The organism is Psychrobacter sp. UBA3480, from assembly GCF_002377945.1.
Classification (GTDB): Bacteria; Pseudomonadota; Gammaproteobacteria; order Pseudomonadales; family Moraxellaceae; genus Psychrobacter.
Window position 1 is genome coordinate 116,604 of sequence record NZ_DFQV01000015.1, and the last position, 22,130, is coordinate 138,733.

Consider the following 22,130-nt stretch of genomic DNA (forward strand, 5'->3'; position numbering starts at 1 on the left):
GTAACTTTTAACGCTGCGCTTTTTTATGGCTAATAATTTAAAAATTATTTCAATCAGTCCTGTTGAATGATATCTATAAAGGTTTGCCAAATGGGGCTTTGGTGACGGGCTTTATGCCAGACTAGCCACCATGTCCTTGATAAATCAATTCCCGCCACGTTCACTTGTACCAACGTCCCTGTCGAGAGTTCCGTCTCAATCACATGCTGTGATAGACAACCAAGACCAATATCTGCACTTACCATATGCTTAATGGCCTCAGATTGATGTATCGCCTTCACCACTTCTGCATTAGGTAGATACTTTAGTAATTGCTCATCGATAATTTGCCGTGTGCCTGACCCTGCCTCACGTACCAATAGTGGTAACTGCGCTAGCTGATGAATGGTCAGCTGATAGCAGTCCTTATCTTGGCTATAAATAGCCACATTCTTTAACCATTTGCTATCACGCTTGGCAAATACTACTAGCGTATCGGTACGCCATTCACGCTGCTCAATAACTTTCATATCTATCGGACGTGGCATCCCTTCTACCAGCGCGATATCGATATTTAGTTGCTCAACCTCATTTACCACTTCTTGCGTATTGGCAATATACATATCGACATTGGCATCGGGTAGCGCCTCATAGAGCTTGCCAAGCAATGATGGCAGTACGTAATTGCCAATTGTGGTACTAGCACCGATGTGAATCTGTCCTGCTTGATATTGATGATAATGCTCAAGCGTGAGCGACTGACCCAAGATAGCCTGTGCCTGTATATAAATGGGATGAGCATTGGGGTGCTGATTAAGCCGACGACCAACGCGCTCAAATAGCGGCATCTGTAGTCTAGACTCTAACTCTGTCAGTGCGCTGCTAACTGCTGATTGTGATAAATGCAGCTCTTCACTGGCGCGACTGGTGCTGCCTGTCTGATAAATGCTGACAAAAACAGCAAGCTGCTTAAGCGTAATCTTTGGCATTGTCTGCACAGATTTTTTCATAATATTAATAATGCCCTATGTTGCTTTATGTCAGTTTTTAGCCTGTCTTATTTGCTATACGTATCTTTTTTTACGCTTATGCGCGGTATACCTATTTTTATTGTAGATATTAACCTAAAAAATCGATAGTTTATATCTTATTAATCTGTTTTTATTATAAATGTAGCGAGCATATACTGTCTATTCATAAGCTTATGCTTATCTTAATATAAGTAATAGGATGCCGCGTTATGCACACATTCGTCCAATCAGTCAGCAACTCCGTTCACAACTATACCCCTAATCACCGTCACTTGGCGGGATTGGTAGTCGTTCTGATTGGTAGTTTATTTTGCTTATGGTTGGACAGCAGTTTGGATGTATGGTCAAACGGACGTATCGTTGGCTTGTCCTCTTTAACGCTAGCGATTTTGCTAGGCATGATCTTGGGCAATACTATCTATCCCAAATTCACTGAACGTTTAAACGGCGGCGTTTGCTTTGCAAAGGGTCAGATACTGCGACTTGCGATTATGTTTTATGGGTTTAAGCTAACCATGACACAAGTTGCGAGCGTCGGTATGCCAGCGATTATGACTGACGCACTGGTACTGACGTCGACCTTTACGCTGACCTATTGGTTAGGTACTAGATGGTTAAAAGTCGATAAAGAAACGGTTATCTTGATTGGCTCAGGAGCAAGTATTTGCGGTGCTGCTGCCGTTATTGCTGCAGAGCCAGTCGTCAACGCGCAAGCTCACAAGGTCACTATCGCCGTGGCAACTGTGGTGGTGTTTGGTACTATCGCGATGCTGCTCTATCCTTTTTTATATCATCTCGGTTGGTTACAACCGTGGCTCAGCGCTCAGCAATATGGCATGTACACTGGCTCAACCGTCCATGAGGTCGCACAAGTTGTGGTCGCAGGTAATGCAATCAATACTGAGATTGGTGATACCGCTGTTGTGACCAAGATGATACGCGTCATGATGCTTGCACCTTTCCTGCTTGTATTATCGTTTGCGCTAACCAAAGAGCGCACCGTAGATAATACCGCTATAGAAGATAAAAGCAGTAAAAACGAGATAACGTCATTTATGACTCGTGTCAAACAAGTCAAAGTGCCATGGTTCGCGTTTATCTTTATCGGTATTGTGTTGATACATACTTGGGTGCCGATGTCTGAGAGTATCGTACGCAGTATGGTGATGCTAGATGATGTGCTACTTACGATGGCTATGTTTGCATTAGGTTTGACCACTCATCTAAGTGCGATCAAACAAGCTGGCGTTAGACCGCTTATTTTGGGTGCCATTATGTTTGGTTGGTTGATACTGGGCGGTGGTCTGATCAATATCGGCATTAGCTTTATATAATAAGCTAAATGTCCATTCTTAACTGCTGATGTCATTGCACAATATAAAAGGCCTCCAACTATTTATAGTCGGAGACCTTTTTGCATCTGTTATTTGATCTAATATAATTGGCTAAAACCTTTAATCTTGGACTAGTACTAACTTTAATACCAGTGTCTTAGATACCAATCTCTTAAGTACTAATACTTTAAACACTAATACTGTAAATACCAAGTCTCTAAATACTAAATAGCAGACGAAAAAAAACGAACCCGAAGGTTCGCTTTTCTACATCTATTCATCTATCTGTCTATAAAGACAAATTAGATAGCAACGATGTTATGTGCTTGTGGGCCTTTTTGGCCTTGAGTTACAGTGAACTCAACTTCTTGGCCTTCAGCCAAAGTTTTGAAACCTGAACCAGTGATTTCGCTGTAATGAGCAAAAACGTCTGCGCCAGTTTCTGGAGCGATAAAACCAAAGCCTTTAGCTTCGTTGAACCACTTAACTGTACCTTTTTGAACGTCTGACATAGTATAATCCTACTTTTAAATTTATTAATGGTCTAGTGACCGGTAACGCTTGCAAATAGCTACTGAACGATAAATATTAAAACGAAGGATTATAACTAATACTACGAGGTAATGATTTGGTGCAGAACTGCTCTTAAGCTTGGGCGTATTATAAGGGGTACATCCCAGTATCGCAAGTCTTATCTCATGTTTCGTGTAACCAGAGCCGTTTATTGGCTGATTTTGGCGCAAATTGCAACGGATTTAGGCATTTGGTAAACGGAACAAATATATCGCTACCCCACTACAGACAGCGGCTACCGCCCATGCCATCCACATCATATCGGCAGGTAAACGATAAAATAACATAATTGTCGATGCTGTCATCATAACCGTCGCTAAACACTTGGCATAAAGCGGAACGGCATGACTCTCTTCCCAATCACGGACAAATTTACCAAAGTATTTATGATTAATCAGCCAAAAGTGAAAACGTCGAGAACTACGTGCCCAGCAACCTGCTGCTAGCAAGATAAAAGGCGCAGTAGGCATCACTGGCAACAATATACCGATAATACCTAAGATAAAAAACAGCCAACCAAGCGTCACAAAGGTCCAACGCAGCATTGGGCTGTTGGACTGATCGGTCTTGGGTCGGTAATAGAACGCTTTTTTATTATCGGTCATATAAGTTGTCGGTCGTGTAAGTTATCAGTTATGCCAAATGTCAATTGTTTAGAGTAGCGCCTATTATATAAGCAGCGGCATAGAAGGCTAATCATGCAATATCACCTGTCTATGCACAAGACTATTTATATAAGGTTTTTGCTATTGATAGGTATGTTTGGTTAGTAATTGGGTAAGTACCAATAATAAATGCTGCACTCTTTTATTAATCCGTCGCTAAAAATAACTATCAGTAGCCGTGATAAGCAACATCTATCATAAAGAGCGGTTAACGAACACCACTCATCACCTGCCATCGTCTTTCCCGATACGCTTGCATCACGTCTCGTAAGTCGTCTATGATGACGCAGTAGCTATCGATAATAGCCATTAGCAGTACTGATCAAAAACAGCAGTACTACTCAAAAATAATATAATACCAATCAATCTTGTCGGGGTGCTTTGATTTAACGCTGTAGATACAGCCCACATCATCGCTGAGACATACCCGTGAACCTGAAGCAGTTAGCACTGACGTAGGAAACAAGCGTGACACGCCCTCAGAGGTCTATAAATAAGAGCAGTCTATAGATGATGTACTGATAGTGATAACCATATCAAACGCAGAGCATCTGACAGTTAGCATCGAGACTTTACCTTTCTTATTTGGCCTTTCTTGTTTTACTTAATCGTATCAGTCTGATTGTTTTCTATACTTAAAAAGGAAACAACCATGCAACCGACCACCAAACTTACTCTGACCCTCGAATGGTTTTTAAACCCTGATCATCTACCCTTTATCGCTGGTGTGACCACGGGCGCATATGAGCAGGCAGGGCTTGATATCACTATTATCGAACCAGATGACCATTATGATGGCTTTGCCGAATTACAGAACCAAAGTATCGATCTGCATGTCAATGAGCCTATCCATCTGTTTGAGCATTACGCGCCTAATCTACGTGCGCTGGGCTGCTTTTTTGAGACCGATGGCGGCATATTGATGCAGCGCGCTAGCATGGATAAGTTCAAAAACAATCAGCCTATCCGCATCTGTACCCCTGCTGCTGAGGAAAAAACCAATCGTATTGGCTTTGAGATATTGGCTCGCTATGCAAAGAAAAACGGCTTTAGTATCAGCCGTGATAATGTGAGCTTTGTACAAAAAGACTTTTATCATATAAAAAATCTGCAAGAAGACCCAAGCCTAGATGCTGCATGGCTATGCTTTTATAACTTTGAGGGCGTTGAGGCAACTCATGAAGGGTTGGACTTTGAATTTATCGATCAGCACCTATCACCTTATCCTAATTTTTCGGCGTTAGAAATCCTCACGACGGATGAGATCTATAGCGCGAAAAAGGACGCGATAGATACCTTTATCGACGTGACCAACCAGATGACAGAATTGTGCAAAAACGAGCCAGCTACCGCTCACCGTATGTATTACGACTATAGTAAAACTGAAGCCGATACGCTGATGGATGCCATCATTGATAATACGCTAGGCAGATTGATCACACCTATCAAACCAAGTGCAAGTAAGTGGGAAGCACTGCGCGAGATGCTAGCTGAAATCGATATCGTGACCTTGACTGATGAGCAATATCAATCGCTTTGGTCGCTGTAGACACTTTAGAAGTTACAATATTTTGAATAATAAAAAACCGCCATGGCATTTGCTATGGCGGTTTTTTATTTAGCTGTAATTGAATCATAAAATTATTGCTGCACGATACCAAGTTGCTTGGCTTCTTTTAGCCACATTGGAAACTCTTCTAGCATGTTTTCATACAGTGCTTCTTCGCTGATATCAGCCAAGTCATCGAGTTCAAAAAAGTCGCAATTATCAATCACGCGCCCTGTCATGTCGTCTAGTTTTTTGAGAATGCCATAGCCACGACCACCCAAGCCTACAAACTGCCAAAATATCGGCAGTTTCGCCGCTTCCGTCATGACTCTGGTGATACCGCGATTGTCATTCACCCCGCCATCACTGATAAATAGCACGTATACAGGCACATCCAAGCCGTCCTTTTGGTAAAACTCCGTCACGGCTTTCATGACCTCTGCTTCGTTGTTAATGCGCGGGCCAAGTGCCCATTTGCGCCAGCCACCATGAGCGTTATTGATAAAACCGTCATAGTTGCTCAGTCCAATCTCACCCAAATACTGCGGATCTCGGGCAAACGCCCAGCAGTCTAGTGCTTGGTCGTCATCGAAGCTCACTGCCAATGGTAATATGCGATTGACCACCTCTTGCACGCGGCCTTTTTTGTACTGTCTGTTCATTGAACCTGAGGCATCTAACACCAACGCTACCTTTGCGGTTAATTGCTGCAATTGGCGTTTCTCAAGCGATATCGTGGCTTTTTTGGCGAGATTGACGAGTTTTGGGGCTTTGTCTAGCATGACCTTCTCGAGCGACGGTTTTGTTTGAACTGGCGTAGCGGTCTCTTCTACTGTAGAGCTACTCTCTTCTACGTCACCACCGAAATGTTGCACGATGGCGGCAAGTCCTCCATTAAAGCCTTGCGCGACGTTAGATACTCGCCAAACGCCACTCTTACGATAAAGCTGCATTAGCATACTGGCTTGCTGCTGGGCAAAGTCTGCTGCTTGATACTCTGCCTGCGCCTTTTGTGATTGTTGCCAAATGCCAATATCTAACGATTGTATTTGATTAAGCGGCGTGTCAGCTGATAACACAAAAAACAAGCTGTCTATATCAGTCGCCAGTTTGGATAAATTCACTTCAAACTCGGCTTGGATGCCTTTATTCGCTGTTGGCTGCGACTCGTAATGGGTAAGCTTGATTTGCCCGCAAGGCGAGATTGGCTGATTATAAAACACCATGTAATCATCGTTTATCAGTTTGCCCGCTGCGTCTAAGACAAAGCAGCTGATGTCCATCTCTATTGGGCTTTGGCGAGTGAATTTGAGCGTGATGGGTGCGGTATCGTCAATAGCAAGTTTGCTTAAAGGCGCGCGTTGTCCGACGGTGAGATGGTTCATGGTGTTCCTTACGTTAAAGTGTTATTCCTTTAAAGATAATAGACTAATTACTGATGTAGAAAAACCGCTACAGTCATAGTTGAAGCGGTGATTCATATAGAATGTATTTTTTGTAGCACACAATTACATAGTCAATTATCTTCTACTTATATTACAACACTATTTTCTAGATAACTAACTAGGCTTTCGATAGAGTTTTTATGATGCGAATGCAAACAATCAGACTTACTATCTTGGATACATTTAGCTACTGTATACTTTATACTCGACTCAAGTTTATTATCCCATGCTTTCCCTTGATCAACTGCCGCTCTTTTTATTCTTTCCGACCATTTTTTATTACCTTTAAATTTTGGATTATCTAAACTAAATCCGAATTCATCTTCAACAGCTTTCTTATAAACTTCAGGGTTAATACAGTCTTCAAACTCCGATTCATTAAAACCCTGACAATTCGTAAGAGTATAGTTATTTGTAGCAATCAAGCCATCTTCCAATGCTTTTCTAACTGCTTTATTCCCAGCTTCATCATTATCCAAAAAGCAATGATACTTGCAAAGAGAGTTTCTCAATAGAGAAGCTTTATAAGATAAATTACCTGCTCCCCCAATCTCTTCTATCACAAATAAATTGTTAGCAATCGCTTTTCCTAACTTTCTACTTAGCCTTGGTAACATAGCTTTGAAAGCAATCACATCTTCTGCACCTTCTACAATTAGTACATAGTTTGCATTAACTAAATTATCAGAAGCCTTAATACCCATTACGTTTCTTATAGATTCAATATTTTTAGCGGAAACAGCTTTCCCCATATCGACTATTATGTTGGACTTAACGTCATTTCTATCAACAAATAGTGGATTATGTGTTGTGATAATAACTTGATGGTTTTCACCTAAAGCACAGATCACATCATTCAGCTGATGTATAGCTCCTGGATGAAGATGTGACTCAGGCTCTTCTATTGCTATAATTGAAGCTCCTGATGGACCTGTTCGACTTTTCAGCATGCTTAAAGCAGCTAAATTTTTTACGCCATCACCCTTATAAGCAAGTTCTGTAGCTGTTCCATCATCTATTATAACTTCAAAGTCATTACGTAATGCTACACGTCTTTCGGTTTCAGGAATAGAGATTTTCACTTCTACTAAGTTAGGTAAAAACTCTTTAAGCGGCTCCATTAATTGATTCTCTAAATCTCTCAGCAAAGGCTCTTGAAGAATTCGGATTGTATCTATAGCTTTTAAATAATCGTCGTTATCTTCAAGTTGTTTCAGTTGTCTTGAAAGCATCGTCCTCACTACATCAAGTGTGTCGCTATCAGTTCGAATGGTAGGAATATAATTAAATTCAATATTACCTGCAATAAAAGAAGTTATTTTATTTATTTTCTTATTTAGAATTGTTGCTCCTGCACCTCTTTTATTTTTAATCTTAATAATTGGCTGATTGTCTCTACCTATTCTTATTTCCATAGGCAAAAAACCGTTTATCTTAGAGCCTACAACTTCTTGAAAACTTAATATCTCTTCCGGTTCAAGCTCAAAATCTAGCGCAAAAATGGTCTGAGTTCCAGAACTTCTACCTCTCAATGAAACTGGGAAATCTCTCTCCCAGTAGTAGTACCTATCATCTATATTCCTATATCTTGAGTTTCTTAAATTTCTATTTGACGGCCCTAATCCTCTTCGATCTAACACATGCATTGCTGTATTCAAACCTTTTAATATATTAGATTTCCCTTCATTATTTTTCCCAATCAAAATAGTTGTACTATGCAACGAAATTTTATGGGCAGTTGTAATACTTCTATAGTTAGTGATAGAAAAGTGAGTAAGCTTCATCCTATTATCCTTATCTATATTATTTTCGGCTATTTTTCGGAAGGTTATTAACTAATTGATATAAAGAAAAACTTACTCAGGATATCTCTTAAATAACTCATCGTTAATTTTCAATATCTTTTGTAGGTATCACCATGTTTATTTTACTTAATAGTGTGCACCCCGTAAGACAATGGATAATAGCACACAAATATTCAGTTATTTATCAGAACCAAGCGTTGGTTAGAGAACTAACCAGTAGACAATAAAAAACGCCATCACAAATGTGACAGCGTTTTTTATTCATACAGCTATTGTCATAGCAGTTACAGGTTCTTTAACTCTTCCATCTGCGCTGTTATCGCCGTCAACTGCCCTTCTAACTCAGCCAGTTTTGCCTTCTCAGCATTGACCACTTCCGCAGGTGCTTTACTGACAAAGCCTTCATTGCCTAGCTTACGAGCGATGCCGTCAGCTTGCTTTTGTAGTTTTTCATGCGCTTTGCCTAGGCGTGCCAGCTCAGCCGTAGGATCGATCAGACCTTTCATCGGTACGAGGACACGTAGCTGACCGACCATACTTGATGACGATAGTGGCACCTCATCGCCTTCTTTGACGATCTCTAAGCTCTCGACTTTGGCAAGCGCTTTAAACTGGTTTTTGATACGTGATAGACGAGCATCTTCATCGCTAGAGACGTTTTGTAGTAGCACTGGCAGACGTACCGCGTTACCCAGTTTCATCTCACCACGGATGTTACGGACGCTCGCGATTAGCTCTTGTAGCCATGCCATATCTGCTTCGGTCTGCTCACTGATTTGGCTGGCATCGGTCTGTGGATAGTCAGCGACCACGATGCTGTCGGTGTTTTTGCGACCCAGTAGCGGCGCGATGGTCTGCCAGATTTGCTCAGTCAGATACGGCATGATTGGATGGGTGAAACGTAGCGCAGTCTCTAGTACGTGCAGCAGCACATAGCGGATTTGCGCTTTACGCTCGCCAGATACCGAGTCATCATTTAGGCTGGCTTTGGCAAGCTCAACGTACCAATCACAGTACTCATTCCAGATAAACTCATAGATATCTTGGCTGACCATATCGAGACGATACTGAGCGAAATGTTGATGGATATCAGTAATGGTAGAGTTCAGACGACTCATGATCCACTTTTCTGGTAATTCCCAAACGTCAGGGTTGGCCGTTTGGTCGATAGGCTTGGCACTGCCTTCGCCATCGACACAGTTCATGAGGACAAAACGGCTGGCGTTCCAGATTTTATTACAGAAGTTACGATAGCCCTCGACACGCTTTAGATCAAAGTTGATATCGCGACCAGTACTGGCTAGTGAGGTAAAGGTAAAGCGCAGTGCATCCGTACCATACGCTGGGATACCTTCTGGGAACTCTTTACGCGTTTGCTTTTCGATTTTGGCCGCGTCTTTCGGGTTCATCATATTGCTGGTGCGTTTTTCTACCAGCGCTTCTAGCTCAATACCGTCAATTAGATCGATCGGATCTAAGACGTTACCTTTTGATTTTGACATTTTTTGACCATTGCCATCACGTACCAGGCCATGCACATAGACGGTCTTAAACGGTACTTGCGGCGTGCCATCTTCGTTTTTCACAAAGTGCATGGTCATCATGATCATGCGGGCAACCCAAAAGAAGATAATGTCAAAACCTGTCACGAGCACGCTGGTTGGGTGGAAAGTGTCCATCACGCGTGGATCAGCGTTGACGTCTGCCCAGTCAAGCGTACTAAATGTCCATAGACCCGAGCTGAACCACGTATCGAGCACGTCATCATCTTGGCGCAGTTTTACATCATCACTTAGGTTGTACTTACTACGTACTTCCGCTTCATCACGGGCGACATAGATTTCACCTGTCGCATCGTCATACCATGCAGGGATACGATGACCCCACCATAATTGACGGCTGATACACCAGTCTTGTAGATCGGTCATCCACGCCATATACATGTTTTTGTACTGCGCAGGGACGAACTCAATGCTGCCGTCTTCTACTGCGTCAATTGCAGGCTTAGCCAATTCTTTAACAGCGACATACCATTGATCGGTCAACCACGGCTCAACGATCGTGCCGCCACGCTCAGCACGCGGAGCCTTAAGTGCGTAGTCTTCGATATCTTCTAGCCAGCCTTGCTCGCCTGCTTGCTCTACAAGGAACTTACGTGCAGCAAAACGCTCAAGTCCTGCATACTCGCTCGGCGTAGTCTCTAGCTCTGGCTCACGTGTTTGCAAATCAGGATAAACTTCCATCGCTGGCAAAATATTGGCGCGCTCATCTAGGATATTAATCAATGGCAAGCTGTGACGACGACCCAATTCATAATCGTTGAAATCATGCGCTGGGGTGATTTTGACACAGCCCGTACCGAAGTCTTTTTCGACATAGTCATCAGCGACGATAGGCACGATACGACCCGTGATTGGCAAGGTAATGGTTTTGCCGACTAAATGCGCATAACGCTCGTCGCTAGGATTGACGGCGACAGCGGTATCACCAAGAAGCGTTTCAGGACGCGTAGTAGCAACCACTAGATAGTTTTTACCATCTTGGGTCGTTAAGTCTTTATCCGTGAAATGATAGCGAAAATGCCACAAGCTGCCTTTTTCATCGTGGTTTTCTACTTCTAAATCAGATAATGCGGTTTGGAACTTAGGATCCCAGTTGACCAAACGCTTACCACGATAAATTAAACCATCATCAAACAGACGAACGAACACTTCTTTTACCGCATTAGACAGACCGTCATCCATGGTAAAACGCTCACGCGACCAGTCAACCGAGCTGCCCAAACGGCGAATTTGGCTGGTGATATTGCCGCCCGACTCTTCTTTCCATTCCCAGACTTTATCGATGAAATCTGCACGCGTCATGTCACGGCGCTTGAGTCCTTGCGCTTCTAATCGACGCTCAACGACCATCTGGGTGGCGATACCCGCATGATCCGTACCTGGTTGCCACAGCGTATTATCGCCATCCATGCGGTGATAACGGGTGAGCGCATCCATAATAGCGTTGTTAAAACCATGCCCCATATGTAGCGAGCCGGTGACGTTTGGCGGTGGCAGCGCAATAGAAAATGACTCGTCTTTATCAAAAGTCGGCTGAAAATAGCCGCTTTCTTCCCAGCCTTGATACATACCTGCTTCAACTTCCGCAGGATTGTAGGCGCTCTCTAATTGGCTTAGCGCCGCTTGGATCGACTGGGTCAGATTGGTTTTCGCATTGCTATCAATGCTGGTATCGGTATTAGGATTGCTCATAATAGGGTGATCTTATTGTTGATAATGAATGTGGTCAAAATGAGATAGCGCAAAACGCTATAAAAACAGGAAAAATAGTTGATAGTGTGATTTTAACGCAGATAGGCAGATTTTGTTAGATGGTAAGGCAATTTATAAAGCCTGAAGGCTATTTATTACTCAAATTGTTAATCAATTAACAACAGCAATCAGAAGAATGGGAAATATAATAGAGATTACTTATGCAGCAAAATCATTAGCCTATAACCAGCGAGCCAACCGTGTCCCAAGATACCGAGCATGACCATGATTCTCAGGCTAATCGACCAAACGATGAGCGTACAAATGCGAGTACCACCCCTCCTGTGCCTGAAGATAATCATACGCTAGAAGAAAACAGCGATTCTTCTAAAGACATTGAGGTAGATAAGGACGCAGACGACACTACAGACAGTCATGCAAACGAAACTTCAGATGGCGACGTAGACGAACCTATCAAAGCCACTGAAGACTTAGAAAATGACGACCTACCAGAAGAAATCAGCGACGAAGACAAAGAAACCATCAAAAAGGTCGCCAGTGACGACAATTTAAGCCAAGCGAAAAGCTACGCCAGTATTTTAGTCGAGCAAGTTATCCACGCAAAAGAAACCTTTGAGCGTTCACTTGGCTCGCTATTTACCAGTGCTTTTACGGCTGGGCTAGAGATTGGCATCAGCTTTTTTATGATTTTATCAGCGTTTGCCTTACTTAATGACGTGATGCCAAGTCGCTATGCCATGGTGCTGTCGTCACTGTTGTATCCGATCGGCTTTATTATCGTGGTGATTGGTCAATCGCTATTATTCACAGAACAGACGTCCCTCTTGAGCTTGCCTGTCTTAAATAAAATTGAGCCGCTACATAAACTGCTGCGGCTATGGGGAATTGTCATCGCTGGTAATATCGTTGGCGGTTGTATATTTGCAGCATTAATGATCGGTCTGGGGCTGCATATGCATCTGTTTACAGACCATGCTATTGATGTTTATGCCGAGCATATCTTAGGTTTTGAGTGGTGGGTTATCTTTGGTAGCGCCGTGCTGGCAGGCTGGATGATGGGCGTGGCCGCATGGCTGGTGACCTCTGCACGAGATACGCTTAGCCGTATCGTACTGGTGACGCTTATCACTGGTAGCATTGGGTTTTTAGGCTTGCATCATAGTATCGTGGGCAATATCGAGGTATTTTCAGCATTACTATATGGCAATACCGTCAGTCTTTGGCGCTACTTGGTATTTTTAGTCGTAGTACTGGTGGGCAATACAGTGGGCGGTGTGGTATTCGTCGCGGTGCTTAAAAACCGCACATTCTTATTTGAAATTGAAAAAGTCAAAGAGCAAGCTGCCGAGGCAAGAGCGAAAATGGACAGACGAAGATTCTAGACTTGAGATAAAACTGGTTTGAGCTAAACTGATTTGGGTTAAAACGAGCGCTAAACGCAAAAGCCCATAACCAGCTTCATTATACAAAGCGGATTATGGGCTTTTTTTACTAAACCATACACTGTTGATTTTTGCCAAGTACTGTCTCAACTGGCGCAACAATGCGTTACTACGGTTATCTTAAAACTCTTACATTCTACGTGCTGCCAATACACTGTTTTCTATCTCGGTTCTTTTGGCTTTATTGTGCTGGGCAGTAAATACTCTGACCATGATACCCGCGGTCAAGAACATGATTAGCGTATAAATGGCTGGCGTCATCGACATTTTATAGTTAGCCAATAGCGTCAGTGCCATAAACATTGAAAGCGTACTGTTTTGTAGGCCGACTTCCATAGTAATCGAGCGTCTTTGTGCAGGATTCAGGCCGAACCATTTACTGGTGTAATAACCAAGCGCCATCGTCGATACGTTCAGTATCAATGCCACAGGGCCAGTAGCGATTAACGCTTCAACGATAATGTCTCGTTGCACATAGCTTAAGAAAAGTACCAAGAAGCTCAAAAATATCACGCCAAAACGAGACACCATCACCTGTCCCTTGTCTGCAGCATTAGGGGCGTAGCGTTTGATCAACATACCAATACTGACGGGTAAGATAGTCAGAGCAATTAGGCTAATCATGGTCTTGACCACTGGCAACTGAAACTCACTACCAGCACCCATGAAGTATACGAGCGAAAAACTGAGGACGATAGGAATGGTAAATACGGTAATGACACTAGCAATAGCGGTCATGGTGACCGAAAGTGCGACATCACCTTTGGCTAAATAGGTAAATAGATTCGATGTCGTGCCACCAGGACACAATACCAGCAACATGACCCCAACGGCATACTCTGGCTCGAGAGACATAGTGGTTGCCAAAGCAAAACCTACGAGCGGTAAGAATATTAGCTGATTGGTCAAGCCTATAGCGACTGCTTTAGGGTATTTGACGACTCTCTTAAAATCATTGGTAACTAAGGACAATCCCATCCCCATCATAATCAAAAAGATACTAATGGGAATGACTTTTGCATTTATAAATGTGACTAACTCAACACCTTCCATAACTACATCCTTGTAGATAGAGCCCTTACACGGGCAGGTTTATGACAACCTCGTCATGCTCAATCAGCCAATCCTGCTGATATCTTGGGTAAAAGCTACCGACGTTGTCAGCTCTTTATATGACACTTTTCCATACAGTCGTGTTTTTAAACCGACAATTTTTGATAAAACTGGTTACTACGAACTGAAATAATAACGGAACGGTAAAATTCAGTATATCGTTGTAAAAGTGTATGGTTTTGATTTTTTTGACTACTCGTCAGTCAATTATAGGTTTTCACACTTGAAAATAACGTAGAAATGATTTAAGCGGAGGTTTTGTGATTTATAGCAGATGTAGAGTGAATATGGTCGATACTGATAACAGCTGTACCGTAGGCGATGGCTTCGACCATACTGCCTAATTGGTTGACATTGGTTACCTCAAGACGTAACCCGTAAATATGCGTGTAGCCTTTGGCTTTTGCCTCAGTCCGCATACGAACAATGGCTTCGCGGCGTGCACGATCTAGTAAAGTCTCATAGGTGGTTAAGTTTTTGCCAAAGACGCTTAGTACGCGAGCGATGATCATTTTGAAGTAATCTTGAGCGATGACGACACTACCAAGCACCAGCTCGCCTTCACTACCCGCTGCTAACTTGGGACGGTATAGACGTTCGCTTGAGACAGTGATATCGCCCAATGCTTGCTCTGCTACTGTTAGCTGTGCCAAATGCTGACGCTCATGACGCGATCCGAAGAACCAGCCAGCTGCGAATAAGAAGACAAACGGCCCATAGTTGATGAGCACTTGCGTGAGTGAATCATTCATAGCACGTTTCTCATCATAAAAAGCATCGGTGCTTTTAGCATTGTAGGATTTGGTATTGTAGCTTTTAGTATTATAGAATCAACCAAAAGGATTGAAGCGCGGTAAATCATCGGGTGCGACTTGGGTCTGAGTACTCACATTTTGATTAGAATGGTTGTAACCATCGCTTGGCGGGTTTTGATATTGCTGCTGTGATATCGGCGCGACCTTGACCGCCGTACCATAGACAAACAGCTCTGAGGCACCTTGGGCGATACTAGAAGTCGAAAAACGTAGACCGACCACCGCATCAGCACCGAGCGCCTCTGCTTTGACAATCATGCGATCGATTGCTTCTTGGCGTGACTCTTCTAATAGCTCGGTATAAGCCGTCAGCTCACCGCCAACGATGTTTTTTAACCCAGCAAACAAGTCTTTACCGACGTGCTTTGAACGCACGGTACTACCGTACACCACGTCTAGGCGTTCAGTAATTTGATAGTTAGGTAAGTGTTCAAGGTTAGAGAGTTGCACAGTCATAGGATGACCTTATCGGTGACTTATAAAATACATGGTAAACCAAAGCGCTGCGATACAGCATAGATAAGACAAAAACAGCACTGCTAGTAGCAACGCTGCTTCTTAGCTTTATTAATCGTTGGTATGAAACAACAAAAACAATTCAGTCAAATTGCCTTCGATGCTATTGGCCATCTGTACCATTTTGTCTTCGTCTTTACGCATCTCAGACAGCTCTGGATCTTCATCATCGATACCGCTTAGTACGATCATTGGCAAAGTTAACACAGCCACGTCTTCTGCCGTTTCTTGATCTTCAAACCAATCGCTTGCTTCATCACCATACATGGCATCGACAAAACCGATTGACCAAGCAACGATGTCAGACTCATCAGAGAAATCAACCGCCACTTCTTCGTTACCGGCATCTTCACCAAACGGTAATTCGATCGGCGTCTCGTTTTTTAGCTCAGCCATGATCGAATCGCGCCAGCGTTTGATGCCATCGATGACGTTGTCTGGAATCTCACTCACGTGACCTTCAAAGAGGGCATCCATCCAGTTAGGCAATGGACGACCGATGACTGTCGCCGTCAAAAAACCATGCGCTGCGACACTATCTAGCACGAACTGGCTTTCTTGATTGTCCAAATAGTCTAGTAATTCATCAAAACTTAGTTGGTTACTCATAATTTGGTTTTCCTTAGCAGATAGATGTCATCAATCGCAGTGGGCGATCGGTTAAATAAAAGAGGACGAGTACTTATTTTAAGACTAAAGGCTGCTTAATTAATCAAACTCAAGCAACCTCTATCAGGTAAGTATTATCGAGATGAACTGGTTGCGAGCAACCTAGAAAATTAGCAAACAACAGGCAACCAGTTTGATGGGATGAATAATTTTAGTCATTAAAATAGCCACTGCCGTTAAAGTAGCCACTAGAGCACTTTAGTCCACTGAAACGACGGATGCCGACAAATTAAAAATCGTCATCATCCCAATCATCGCCGTCTTCATCGAAGTTGTCTATGTCGTCTAGATCGTCTTTTAACTCTTTAGCCAAACGCTTTTCTTCTAGCAAATTATCGATTAGCCGACGTTTTTCAAGACTACTTAAACGTGTACGTACGCTCGTCTCAGCTTCTTCAACCATCTTTGCATCATCATCGTCGACAAAATCATCATCAAAATCGTCGTCAATATCAGCGTCACTCATGACAAACTCCTATCATTTTTAGGCAAGGGTATTAAGAATACATCAATATATATATGCCTTATAAAGTCTCTATTGAATGTTGTCAATCCTTTTTCGCAATATGGTACATTTCAACTCTACGATTAAGATAGTCCAGTAGGCTATATAACAGACAATTGTAATATAAATGACCAAATACAGTCGGCATTAAATGTCTAGCTCGTCCTCATCTTCAATCATCAGAACTGCGTTGCGCACATCGGCCAAACGCTGAATCAATGAGTCGTTGGCCCCATCAAATATCGCACACTCGCGCTCATAGACAGTGGTTGGACGCATGATGTTATGTACTTGTACATGATTGCTGATTTGCTTGAGACCTGCATTTGGCAATAATATCAATAGCTGCTCTTTTTTGCCGATACTCTGGAGCAAATGAGTCATTGGCTCTGACTGCGCATCATCACTGACACCCGCTTTTGCTGGTAAGGCAAAACGTGACAGCTCAATATGCTTATCATGGATAATTTTGTTGAGCATTAAATATAGCTTGGCAAGCATCACGCCTGCGAGTGCCACTTTTGCATGGCTATTATCAGCCTTTAGTACCACACTTGCGCTATTATCTTCGAAGTGCGCTTCATTCATCGCACTCACACCTAGTAGCAATGGTTGTCTTAGCAACTCAGTCACGGCTTGATTGAGCAGCTGGGTGCAGAGTGCTAGATACGGAAGACGCTGCGCAGGTGCAAGGCGTTCAAGCATATTGAACTCATCATGGAATACGACTTGAACTTTGACGCTATCAACGGATCGGGTGGCAGATAGCTTAGACGTATGGCTAGTAGCTTGAGGAGCAACACCGTCTGTATCTACTATTTCACTTTCGCTACCTTCACCCGCACTCGCTAGATTGTCAGTATCGCTACCTGTCTCTTGGTTTTGCTGGGTTCTAAGGTACTCGTTCACTTCATTATGTACATTAAACTTGCGGGCATTAGTCACTTCGTCATCTGCTGCGTTTGCCGTATTATCAATCGCCACTTGACTGTCTGCTAAATGAGACGCTGATTGACCCGTTGACTGGCGCTCAAGTTCACGGTCATAGCCGCGTTGATCGACTGGTCTATATTGGTCACGATACAGCTCTTGGATATCTCGACTCAATGCATTGATTTGCTCTTTGGTCGGACGAGCGAGGTAACCATAAATCAACCACAGCAGTAAATGTAGCAGCATGGTGCCGATAACAAACGGCCATTGCATGGCGATAATTTCGCCTTTGCTAACGTCTTTTAGAGTCAGTGCAACGCTACCGATGACTGCATCGCCATTGGTAGCGATTTGACGAATGGTGTCGCCTTGCTGCATCGGCGCATTGCCTACTGGCACCAAGATATCATCGTTGTTGTCCTTAATCAGTATCCGTGTGACGTCTTGCTCGCTGGTATAGCGGTTGGCAATAACGCTTAAACTCACACGGTCTTTATTTTCTAAAGACAATCTTGCTTCATCAATCAGCTGGGCGACCATCTGCTCGCCTTTTAACGCACGACTATTGCTCAGCTGTTGGTCAGTACTAATGACCAATAACAGCGTCTGCAAACAAAAACTAACCAGAAGAATAATGGCAAACAACCCTTGCCGCGGCGCTAAATACGTCATGATATGTTAAACTTTTTTGGAGAGAAGAAATTAAAAAACGAGGCTACTGCTCATTTTTTGGCTAATTTTTAAACAATTGTGATGCGCACCAATTGTAGTGCGCACATAGTGATAAAGCAGTACTGCTTATTAATGACTATCAACACCATCAATATTGTTGCCAGCTTCGCTATCTTTTGCATTGCTATCTTTTGCGAATGCATCGTTAGTAAGAAAGCATCGTCAATCAACAGCCAGCTTATCTCATCTACTATATCACCATAATAAGCCTTATAGCGTGAGCGCTTTATAAATTTATCATAATAACTTTATCGCGTTTTCTATGGCTTCTTACGCCATAAAATCTGTTTTTTAGCATCATTGTTACTTTGCGCGTCATCTATAGGCGCTGCCCAGTAAAACTGTTATTATTCCTAATCTTATATGAGCATACAAGGGACAATTGAGCCATGCCAAAAAATACATCTTATTCGTTACCAAAAGACAGCAAAGCATGGCAACAAGCCGTCGATTCTATTGCGGCATTATTACCCGAAGATACCAATTTGCAAGACTTTGATGCGCTACAGTCGCTACCTGTCTTTGCGCTCATCGTAGTACTACCTACTCAGGTATCCGCGTTAGATATTCATCAGTACGTTCAGTCGTGGGTCGACGAACAGCCAAGCTGGCATCTAGTGACCGTTGCCGAAGATACTGACGCTAGCTTCGTCAATATCATGGTATCTGATACAGAGCCTACAGCAGCAGACGCACAGCGCCTACCCTTTACCCATACTCAGGTCTACCGTTATCTGCTAGTACCAGTCACTGACACACTAATGCACCCTGGTAAAAAAACCGCAGCCGCTCACATCATTGATGATCAGCTGACCACTCGCCTGCGTCGTGACCTAACTGAAGAATATAACAATACACGCAGTGCAGATAGCACAGGCAACATAAACGTCGTAGACTGTCATATCTTGTCTGTTGGTCATATGCTACGGACGCACAAACTTGCCTGCTTTGATATGGACTCGACCTTGATTGAGCAAGAAGTCATCGTAGAGCTAGCAAAAACGGCTGGAATTGGTGAAGAAGTTGAAGCCATCACTGAAGCCGCAATGCGCGGTGAGATTGATTTTGATGAATCGTTTGCTCAGCGTGTGGCCTTGCTAAAAGGCACTTCTACTGATGTGCTGGATGATATCTGTAGTCGCTTAACGTTATCGACTGGTGCGCGCACGACGATTAGTGCGCTAAAAGCATTGGGGTATCATACGGTGCTGGTCTCGGGCGGCTTTACTTATTTTGCCCGTTATATCGCTGAGCAGTTGGGTATCGATGAAGTGCATGCCAACGCTCTAGATATCGAGGAAGGTGAAGTTACTGGTCATGTACAGTGGCCTATTGTCAATGGTGCCAAAAAAGCCGCTATCGTTGAGCATACTGCTGAGCGCTTAGGCATTGAGATGTCACAAGTGGTCTGTGTCGGTGATGGGGCCAATGACTTACCGATGATGGCGCTTGCCGATCTTGGTGTGGCATATCATGCCAAACCAATCGTTCAAGCACGTGCTGATGCCGCTATCAACGTGACAGGGCTTGAAGGTACTTTGTACGCTCTTGGCTATCCAGCCCTCGCTCCTACTGAGTAATCGCTAAGTATTCTAGATTATCCGCTAAGCTAGGTTAATGTTTTGTCATTAATCTGGCTTTTATGCTTTAGGGCGTGGCTTAAACAAGGAAAGTAGCGTAAATAGTATCGGTAATTAGCTAGCTATTTGACGATGTCTGACAAGATTTATCCATTTTTAGTTCAGTTAGATGCCTATTAAGTGAATGGAAGACACGCCCTAGTACGTTACGATAATTAATACAATCTGCTATGCACACTGATGTTTAGCTATCGCTCACTTTTAGATAATACTTATTTTTAAATGATAAAGGAATGCCCATGACGGCACCACAATCTCCACGGCCAACTCAGCCGTCAGCGTCAACGCCATTACAGCAAGATACGGTACCTGTACGTACCGATAGCCCAAAGCAGCTGGTAGGTATCTATGTCAGAGGTATGGCCATGGGAGCAGCTGATATTGTGCCTGGTGTCTCTGGCGGCACCATTGCGCTAATTGCAGGGATCTACGAGCGCTTGATTAACGCGCTTGGCAGTATCGGCCCCAATCTTTGGACGATATTTCGTCAGGAAGGTGGCATCAAAGGATTCGCTGCGATTTGGCGACAAGTAGATGCGACATTTCTATTGTGTTTGCTACTGGGTATTGCCACTAGCTTTGCGACCTTAGCCGGTATCATTAAGCACTTATTGGACAACCAACCATTGCTTATTTGGTCATTCTTTTTTGGACTGGTCGTTGCAACGGTGTTTATCTTACTCAGTGAGATAAAGCGCTGGAATATAGGACGTGTTGCACTGTTTGCGACTGGACTTATTGCCGCCGTAGTCATCAGTAGTATGCCGTTGCTTACGACCACGCCTAGCTTACCGTATCTGTTTTTTGCAGGGGCAATTGCTATTTGTGCCATGATCCTACCGGGCATATCAGGGTCGTTTATTTTGCTATTGCTAGGCGCCTACGATGCAGTATTAGAAGCGGTCGATACGATGAATTTGAGTGCCATTTTCACAGTCATTGCGGGTATGGCGACTGGGCTATTGCTATTCACGCGCGCACTTAAGTGGCTACTCTCGCATTATTACCAAGCTACCTTGGCATTACTGACAGGCTTTATCGCAGGCTCTCTAATAAAAGTCTGGCCATGGAAAGTAGATGCGCTAGGCTCACTAAATACTGAAGCTGTCCATAATGTCATGCCGTGGCAATACCCTACTGGCGCACAGTGGTCAACGACAGTAGGACTTATGCTACTCGGTGCTATTCTAGTTTCGCTATTATCTTGGTGGGGTAACCGTACCAATCGAGTCTAAGTATTTAGCAAACTGTTAGTCCTGTTTTCTATTTTACTTTGCTAGCTAACAAACACCCTCCCGAGCAAACAAAACCATTTCCATATTCCTCAAAATAAGCGCCACTCCTCACGGCGCTTAGCCTAACATCTAGCCATCAAATATCGCAAAACAAGCCAAAAAACCAAACGTCAACGGTTGTCGCAAAGTCGCCTGTACCCTCTTCAGCTTTACTCAATAACCTCTCATAATAGTCTCATTGGAATTCACCTTATGAATAGCGAGATGAATGATGTTAATGACTATATTTTCTTTTATCGGTGTAGAGGCATGGAGCGGCGCGGCATGGCTGGGTTATGGACTGCTAGCCAGTTTAGTAGTGGTGCTCGCCTTGTCGTCATATCGTTGGCTACTGCTATATCTGTTTGGCGGTATGGCTTACTGGTTCACCGTTGAGTTGATTCAAAATATATTAGCCGGTCGTCCTATGTTGATGGAGCTATCATCATGGCATCGCTATATCATCGCTATGAGCATCAGTTGGTTACCGTTAGCAGCATGGGTACTGTATCGGGCATTACGCTATGATGATGTGAGCCAAACAGTTAGTCAGCAACGTGAGCTAGAAGCCGCACGCTATATTGAACACACTCCTGTCTACGATGATAACTATCAGCCACGTTTCCGTTAAAATTGTCCTATTTATACCTCTGCTCGTCTATAGCAACACCTTACTTACGTCAGTGACATCGAATGTTACAAGATACTTAACGCTCTCTACTTAACTCCTAAAGAGTTGACACCCGGTGATAGTTTATAATCCAGTTATATATTTGTCATAAAAACTGGTATAAAGTACGCTTTATTTTTATGCCTCATTTCTTTAGGAGTTCTG

General features: G+C 43.3%; 18 protein-coding genes. 6 read left to right on the plus strand and 12 right to left on the minus strand.

Annotation, left to right across the window (positions count from 1 at the left end):
* Window positions 1-53: 53 nt before the first annotated feature.
* Entirely contained in the window at window positions 54-989 is a 936-nt protein-coding gene (locus B2863_RS05840; RefSeq protein ID WP_296208173.1) for a LysR substrate-binding domain-containing protein, read from the minus strand.
* A gap of 230 nt (window positions 990-1,219) precedes the next feature.
* Between B2863_RS05840 and B2863_RS05845 the strand changes: the two genes are divergently transcribed.
* Entirely contained in the window at window positions 1,220-2,344 is a 1,125-nt protein-coding gene (locus B2863_RS05845; RefSeq protein WP_296208175.1) for a YeiH family protein, read from the plus strand.
* Between the two features lie 302 nt (window positions 2,345-2,646).
* On the opposite strand, the gene B2863_RS05850 is transcribed toward B2863_RS05845, so the two are convergent.
* The gene (locus B2863_RS05850) at window positions 2,647-2,856 is read right to left on the minus strand and encodes a cold-shock protein (RefSeq protein WP_045453470.1); all 210 of its coding nucleotides are present in this window, start codon (window positions 2,854-2,856) and stop codon (window positions 2,647-2,649) included.
* 243 nt (window positions 2,857-3,099) lie between these two features.
* A complete protein-coding gene (locus B2863_RS05855) occupies window positions 3,100-3,522 on the minus strand; it encodes a YbaN family protein (protein ID WP_296208177.1) in 423 nt (140 codons plus the stop codon).
* A gap of 712 nt (window positions 3,523-4,234) precedes the next feature.
* On the opposite strand from B2863_RS05855, the gene B2863_RS05860 reads away from it, so the two are divergent.
* Entirely contained in the window at window positions 4,235-5,131 is an 897-nt protein-coding gene (locus B2863_RS05860) for an ABC transporter substrate-binding protein (protein WP_296208179.1), read from the plus strand.
* Between the two features lie 92 nt (window positions 5,132-5,223).
* On the opposite strand, the gene B2863_RS05865 is transcribed toward B2863_RS05860, so the two are convergent.
* The 3 genes from B2863_RS05865 to B2863_RS05875 all read right to left on the minus strand — a co-directional run bounded on the left by B2863_RS05865 (window position 5,224) and on the right by B2863_RS05875 (window position 11,635).
* Window positions 5,224-6,516, minus strand: coding sequence for a VWA domain-containing protein (locus B2863_RS05865; protein WP_296208181.1), 1,293 nt, complete (start codon window positions 6,514-6,516; stop codon window positions 5,224-5,226).
* Window positions 6,517-6,662: 146 nt separating this feature from the next.
* Window positions 6,663-8,360: an ATP-dependent nuclease gene (locus B2863_RS05870; protein WP_296208184.1), complete on the minus strand. Its 1,698-nt coding sequence runs from the start codon at window positions 8,358-8,360 to the stop codon at window positions 6,663-6,665.
* A 305-nt stretch (window positions 8,361-8,665) separates the two neighbouring features.
* Window positions 8,666-11,635, minus strand: a complete 2,970-nt coding sequence (locus B2863_RS05875; RefSeq protein WP_296208186.1) for a valine--tRNA ligase — start codon at window positions 11,633-11,635, stop codon at window positions 8,666-8,668.
* 260 nt (window positions 11,636-11,895) lie between these two features.
* Here B2863_RS05875 and B2863_RS05880 point away from each other — a divergent pair, with 260 nt between their 5' ends.
* Window positions 11,896-13,038, plus strand: coding sequence for a formate/nitrite transporter family protein (locus tag B2863_RS05880; protein ID WP_296208187.1), 1,143 nt, complete (start codon window positions 11,896-11,898; stop codon window positions 13,036-13,038).
* Between the two features lie 189 nt (window positions 13,039-13,227).
* Here the strand turns inward: B2863_RS05880 and B2863_RS05885 are convergent, their stop codons facing one another.
* From B2863_RS05885 to B2863_RS05910, 6 genes are all read right to left on the minus strand, one after another.
* The gene (locus tag B2863_RS05885) at window positions 13,228-14,151 is read right to left on the minus strand and encodes a bile acid:sodium symporter family protein (protein ID WP_179799341.1); all 924 of its coding nucleotides are present in this window, start codon (window positions 14,149-14,151) and stop codon (window positions 13,228-13,230) included.
* A 305-nt stretch (window positions 14,152-14,456) separates the two neighbouring features.
* On the minus strand, window positions 14,457-14,963 hold the full coding sequence (locus B2863_RS05890; protein ID WP_296208188.1) for a YbjQ family protein: 507 nt from the start codon (window positions 14,961-14,963) through the stop codon (window positions 14,457-14,459).
* Window positions 14,964-15,041: 78 nt separating this feature from the next.
* Window positions 15,042-15,482 (minus strand): YbjQ family protein, encoded by a 441-nt coding sequence (locus B2863_RS05895; protein ID WP_227526636.1) that lies wholly within the window; start codon window positions 15,480-15,482, stop codon window positions 15,042-15,044.
* A 111-nt stretch (window positions 15,483-15,593) separates the two neighbouring features.
* Window positions 15,594-16,151, minus strand: coding sequence for a UPF0149 family protein (locus B2863_RS05900; RefSeq protein ID WP_101206057.1), 558 nt, complete (start codon window positions 16,149-16,151; stop codon window positions 15,594-15,596).
* A 289-nt stretch (window positions 16,152-16,440) separates the two neighbouring features.
* Window positions 16,441-16,677, minus strand: a complete 237-nt coding sequence (locus B2863_RS05905) for a PA3496 family putative envelope integrity protein (protein ID WP_057761656.1) — start codon at window positions 16,675-16,677, stop codon at window positions 16,441-16,443.
* A gap of 186 nt (window positions 16,678-16,863) precedes the next feature.
* Window positions 16,864-18,321, minus strand: coding sequence for a hypothetical protein (locus tag B2863_RS05910; RefSeq protein WP_296208191.1), 1,458 nt, complete (start codon window positions 18,319-18,321; stop codon window positions 16,864-16,866).
* Between the two features lie 449 nt (window positions 18,322-18,770).
* Between B2863_RS05910 and serB the strand changes: the two genes are divergently transcribed.
* The 3 genes from serB (at window position 18,771) to aciT (ending at window position 21,926) form a co-directional block, all read left to right on the plus strand.
* Window positions 18,771-19,961 carry a phosphoserine phosphatase SerB gene (gene serB, locus B2863_RS05915; protein WP_102090475.1) on the plus strand — a complete coding sequence of 397 codons (1,191 nt, stop codon included), beginning with the start codon at window positions 18,771-18,773 and terminating at the stop codon, window positions 19,959-19,961.
* A 299-nt stretch (window positions 19,962-20,260) separates the two neighbouring features.
* Window positions 20,261-21,256 (plus strand): DUF368 domain-containing protein, encoded by a 996-nt coding sequence (locus tag B2863_RS05920; protein ID WP_296208194.1) that lies wholly within the window; start codon window positions 20,261-20,263, stop codon window positions 21,254-21,256.
* A gap of 277 nt (window positions 21,257-21,533) precedes the next feature.
* Window positions 21,534-21,926, plus strand: coding sequence for an AciT family ciprofloxacin tolerance protein (aciT, locus tag B2863_RS05925; RefSeq protein WP_296208196.1), 393 nt, complete (start codon window positions 21,534-21,536; stop codon window positions 21,924-21,926).
* Window positions 21,927-22,130 lie beyond the last annotated feature (204 nt).

What these genes read in the sequence shown, in the direction of transcription:
- B2863_RS05840 (WP_296208173.1), bottom strand. Translation starts at nt 989, where the DNA reads ATGAAAAAATCTGTGCAGACAATGCCAAAGATTACGCTTAAGCAGCTT.
- B2863_RS05845 (WP_296208175.1), top strand. Translation starts at nt 1,220, where the DNA reads ATGCACACATTCGTCCAATCAGTCAGCAACTCCGTTCACAACTATACC.
- B2863_RS05850 (WP_045453470.1), bottom strand. Translation starts at nt 2,856, where the DNA reads ATGTCAGACGTTCAAAAAGGTACAGTTAAGTGGTTCAACGAAGCTAAA.
- B2863_RS05855 (WP_296208177.1), bottom strand. Translation starts at nt 3,522, where the DNA reads ATGACCGATAATAAAAAAGCGTTCTATTACCGACCCAAGACCGATCAG.
- B2863_RS05860 (WP_296208179.1), top strand. Translation starts at nt 4,235, where the DNA reads ATGCAACCGACCACCAAACTTACTCTGACCCTCGAATGGTTTTTAAAC.
- B2863_RS05865 (WP_296208181.1), bottom strand. Translation starts at nt 6,516, where the DNA reads ATGAACCATCTCACCGTCGGACAACGCGCGCCTTTAAGCAAACTTGCT.
- B2863_RS05870 (WP_296208184.1), bottom strand. Translation starts at nt 8,360, where the DNA reads ATGAAGCTTACTCACTTTTCTATCACTAACTATAGAAGTATTACAACT.
- B2863_RS05875 (WP_296208186.1), bottom strand. Translation starts at nt 11,635, where the DNA reads ATGAGCAATCCTAATACCGATACCAGCATTGATAGCAATGCGAAAACC.
- B2863_RS05885 (WP_179799341.1), bottom strand. Translation starts at nt 14,151, where the DNA reads ATGGAAGGTGTTGAGTTAGTCACATTTATAAATGCAAAAGTCATTCCC.
- B2863_RS05890 (WP_296208188.1), bottom strand. Translation starts at nt 14,963, where the DNA reads ATGAATGATTCACTCACGCAAGTGCTCATCAACTATGGGCCGTTTGTC.
- B2863_RS05895 (WP_227526636.1), bottom strand. Translation starts at nt 15,482, where the DNA reads ATGACTGTGCAACTCTCTAACCTTGAACACTTACCTAACTATCAAATT.
- B2863_RS05900 (WP_101206057.1), bottom strand. Translation starts at nt 16,151, where the DNA reads ATGAGTAACCAACTAAGTTTTGATGAATTACTAGACTATTTGGACAAT.
- B2863_RS05905 (WP_057761656.1), bottom strand. Translation starts at nt 16,677, where the DNA reads ATGAGTGACGCTGATATTGACGACGATTTTGATGATGATTTTGTCGAC.
- B2863_RS05910 (WP_296208191.1), bottom strand. Translation starts at nt 18,321, where the DNA reads ATGACGTATTTAGCGCCGCGGCAAGGGTTGTTTGCCATTATTCTTCTG.
- serB (WP_102090475.1), top strand. Translation starts at nt 18,771, where the DNA reads ATGCCAAAAAATACATCTTATTCGTTACCAAAAGACAGCAAAGCATGG.
- B2863_RS05920 (WP_296208194.1), top strand. Translation starts at nt 20,261, where the DNA reads ATGACGGCACCACAATCTCCACGGCCAACTCAGCCGTCAGCGTCAACG.
- aciT (WP_296208196.1), top strand. Translation starts at nt 21,534, where the DNA reads ATGACTATATTTTCTTTTATCGGTGTAGAGGCATGGAGCGGCGCGGCA.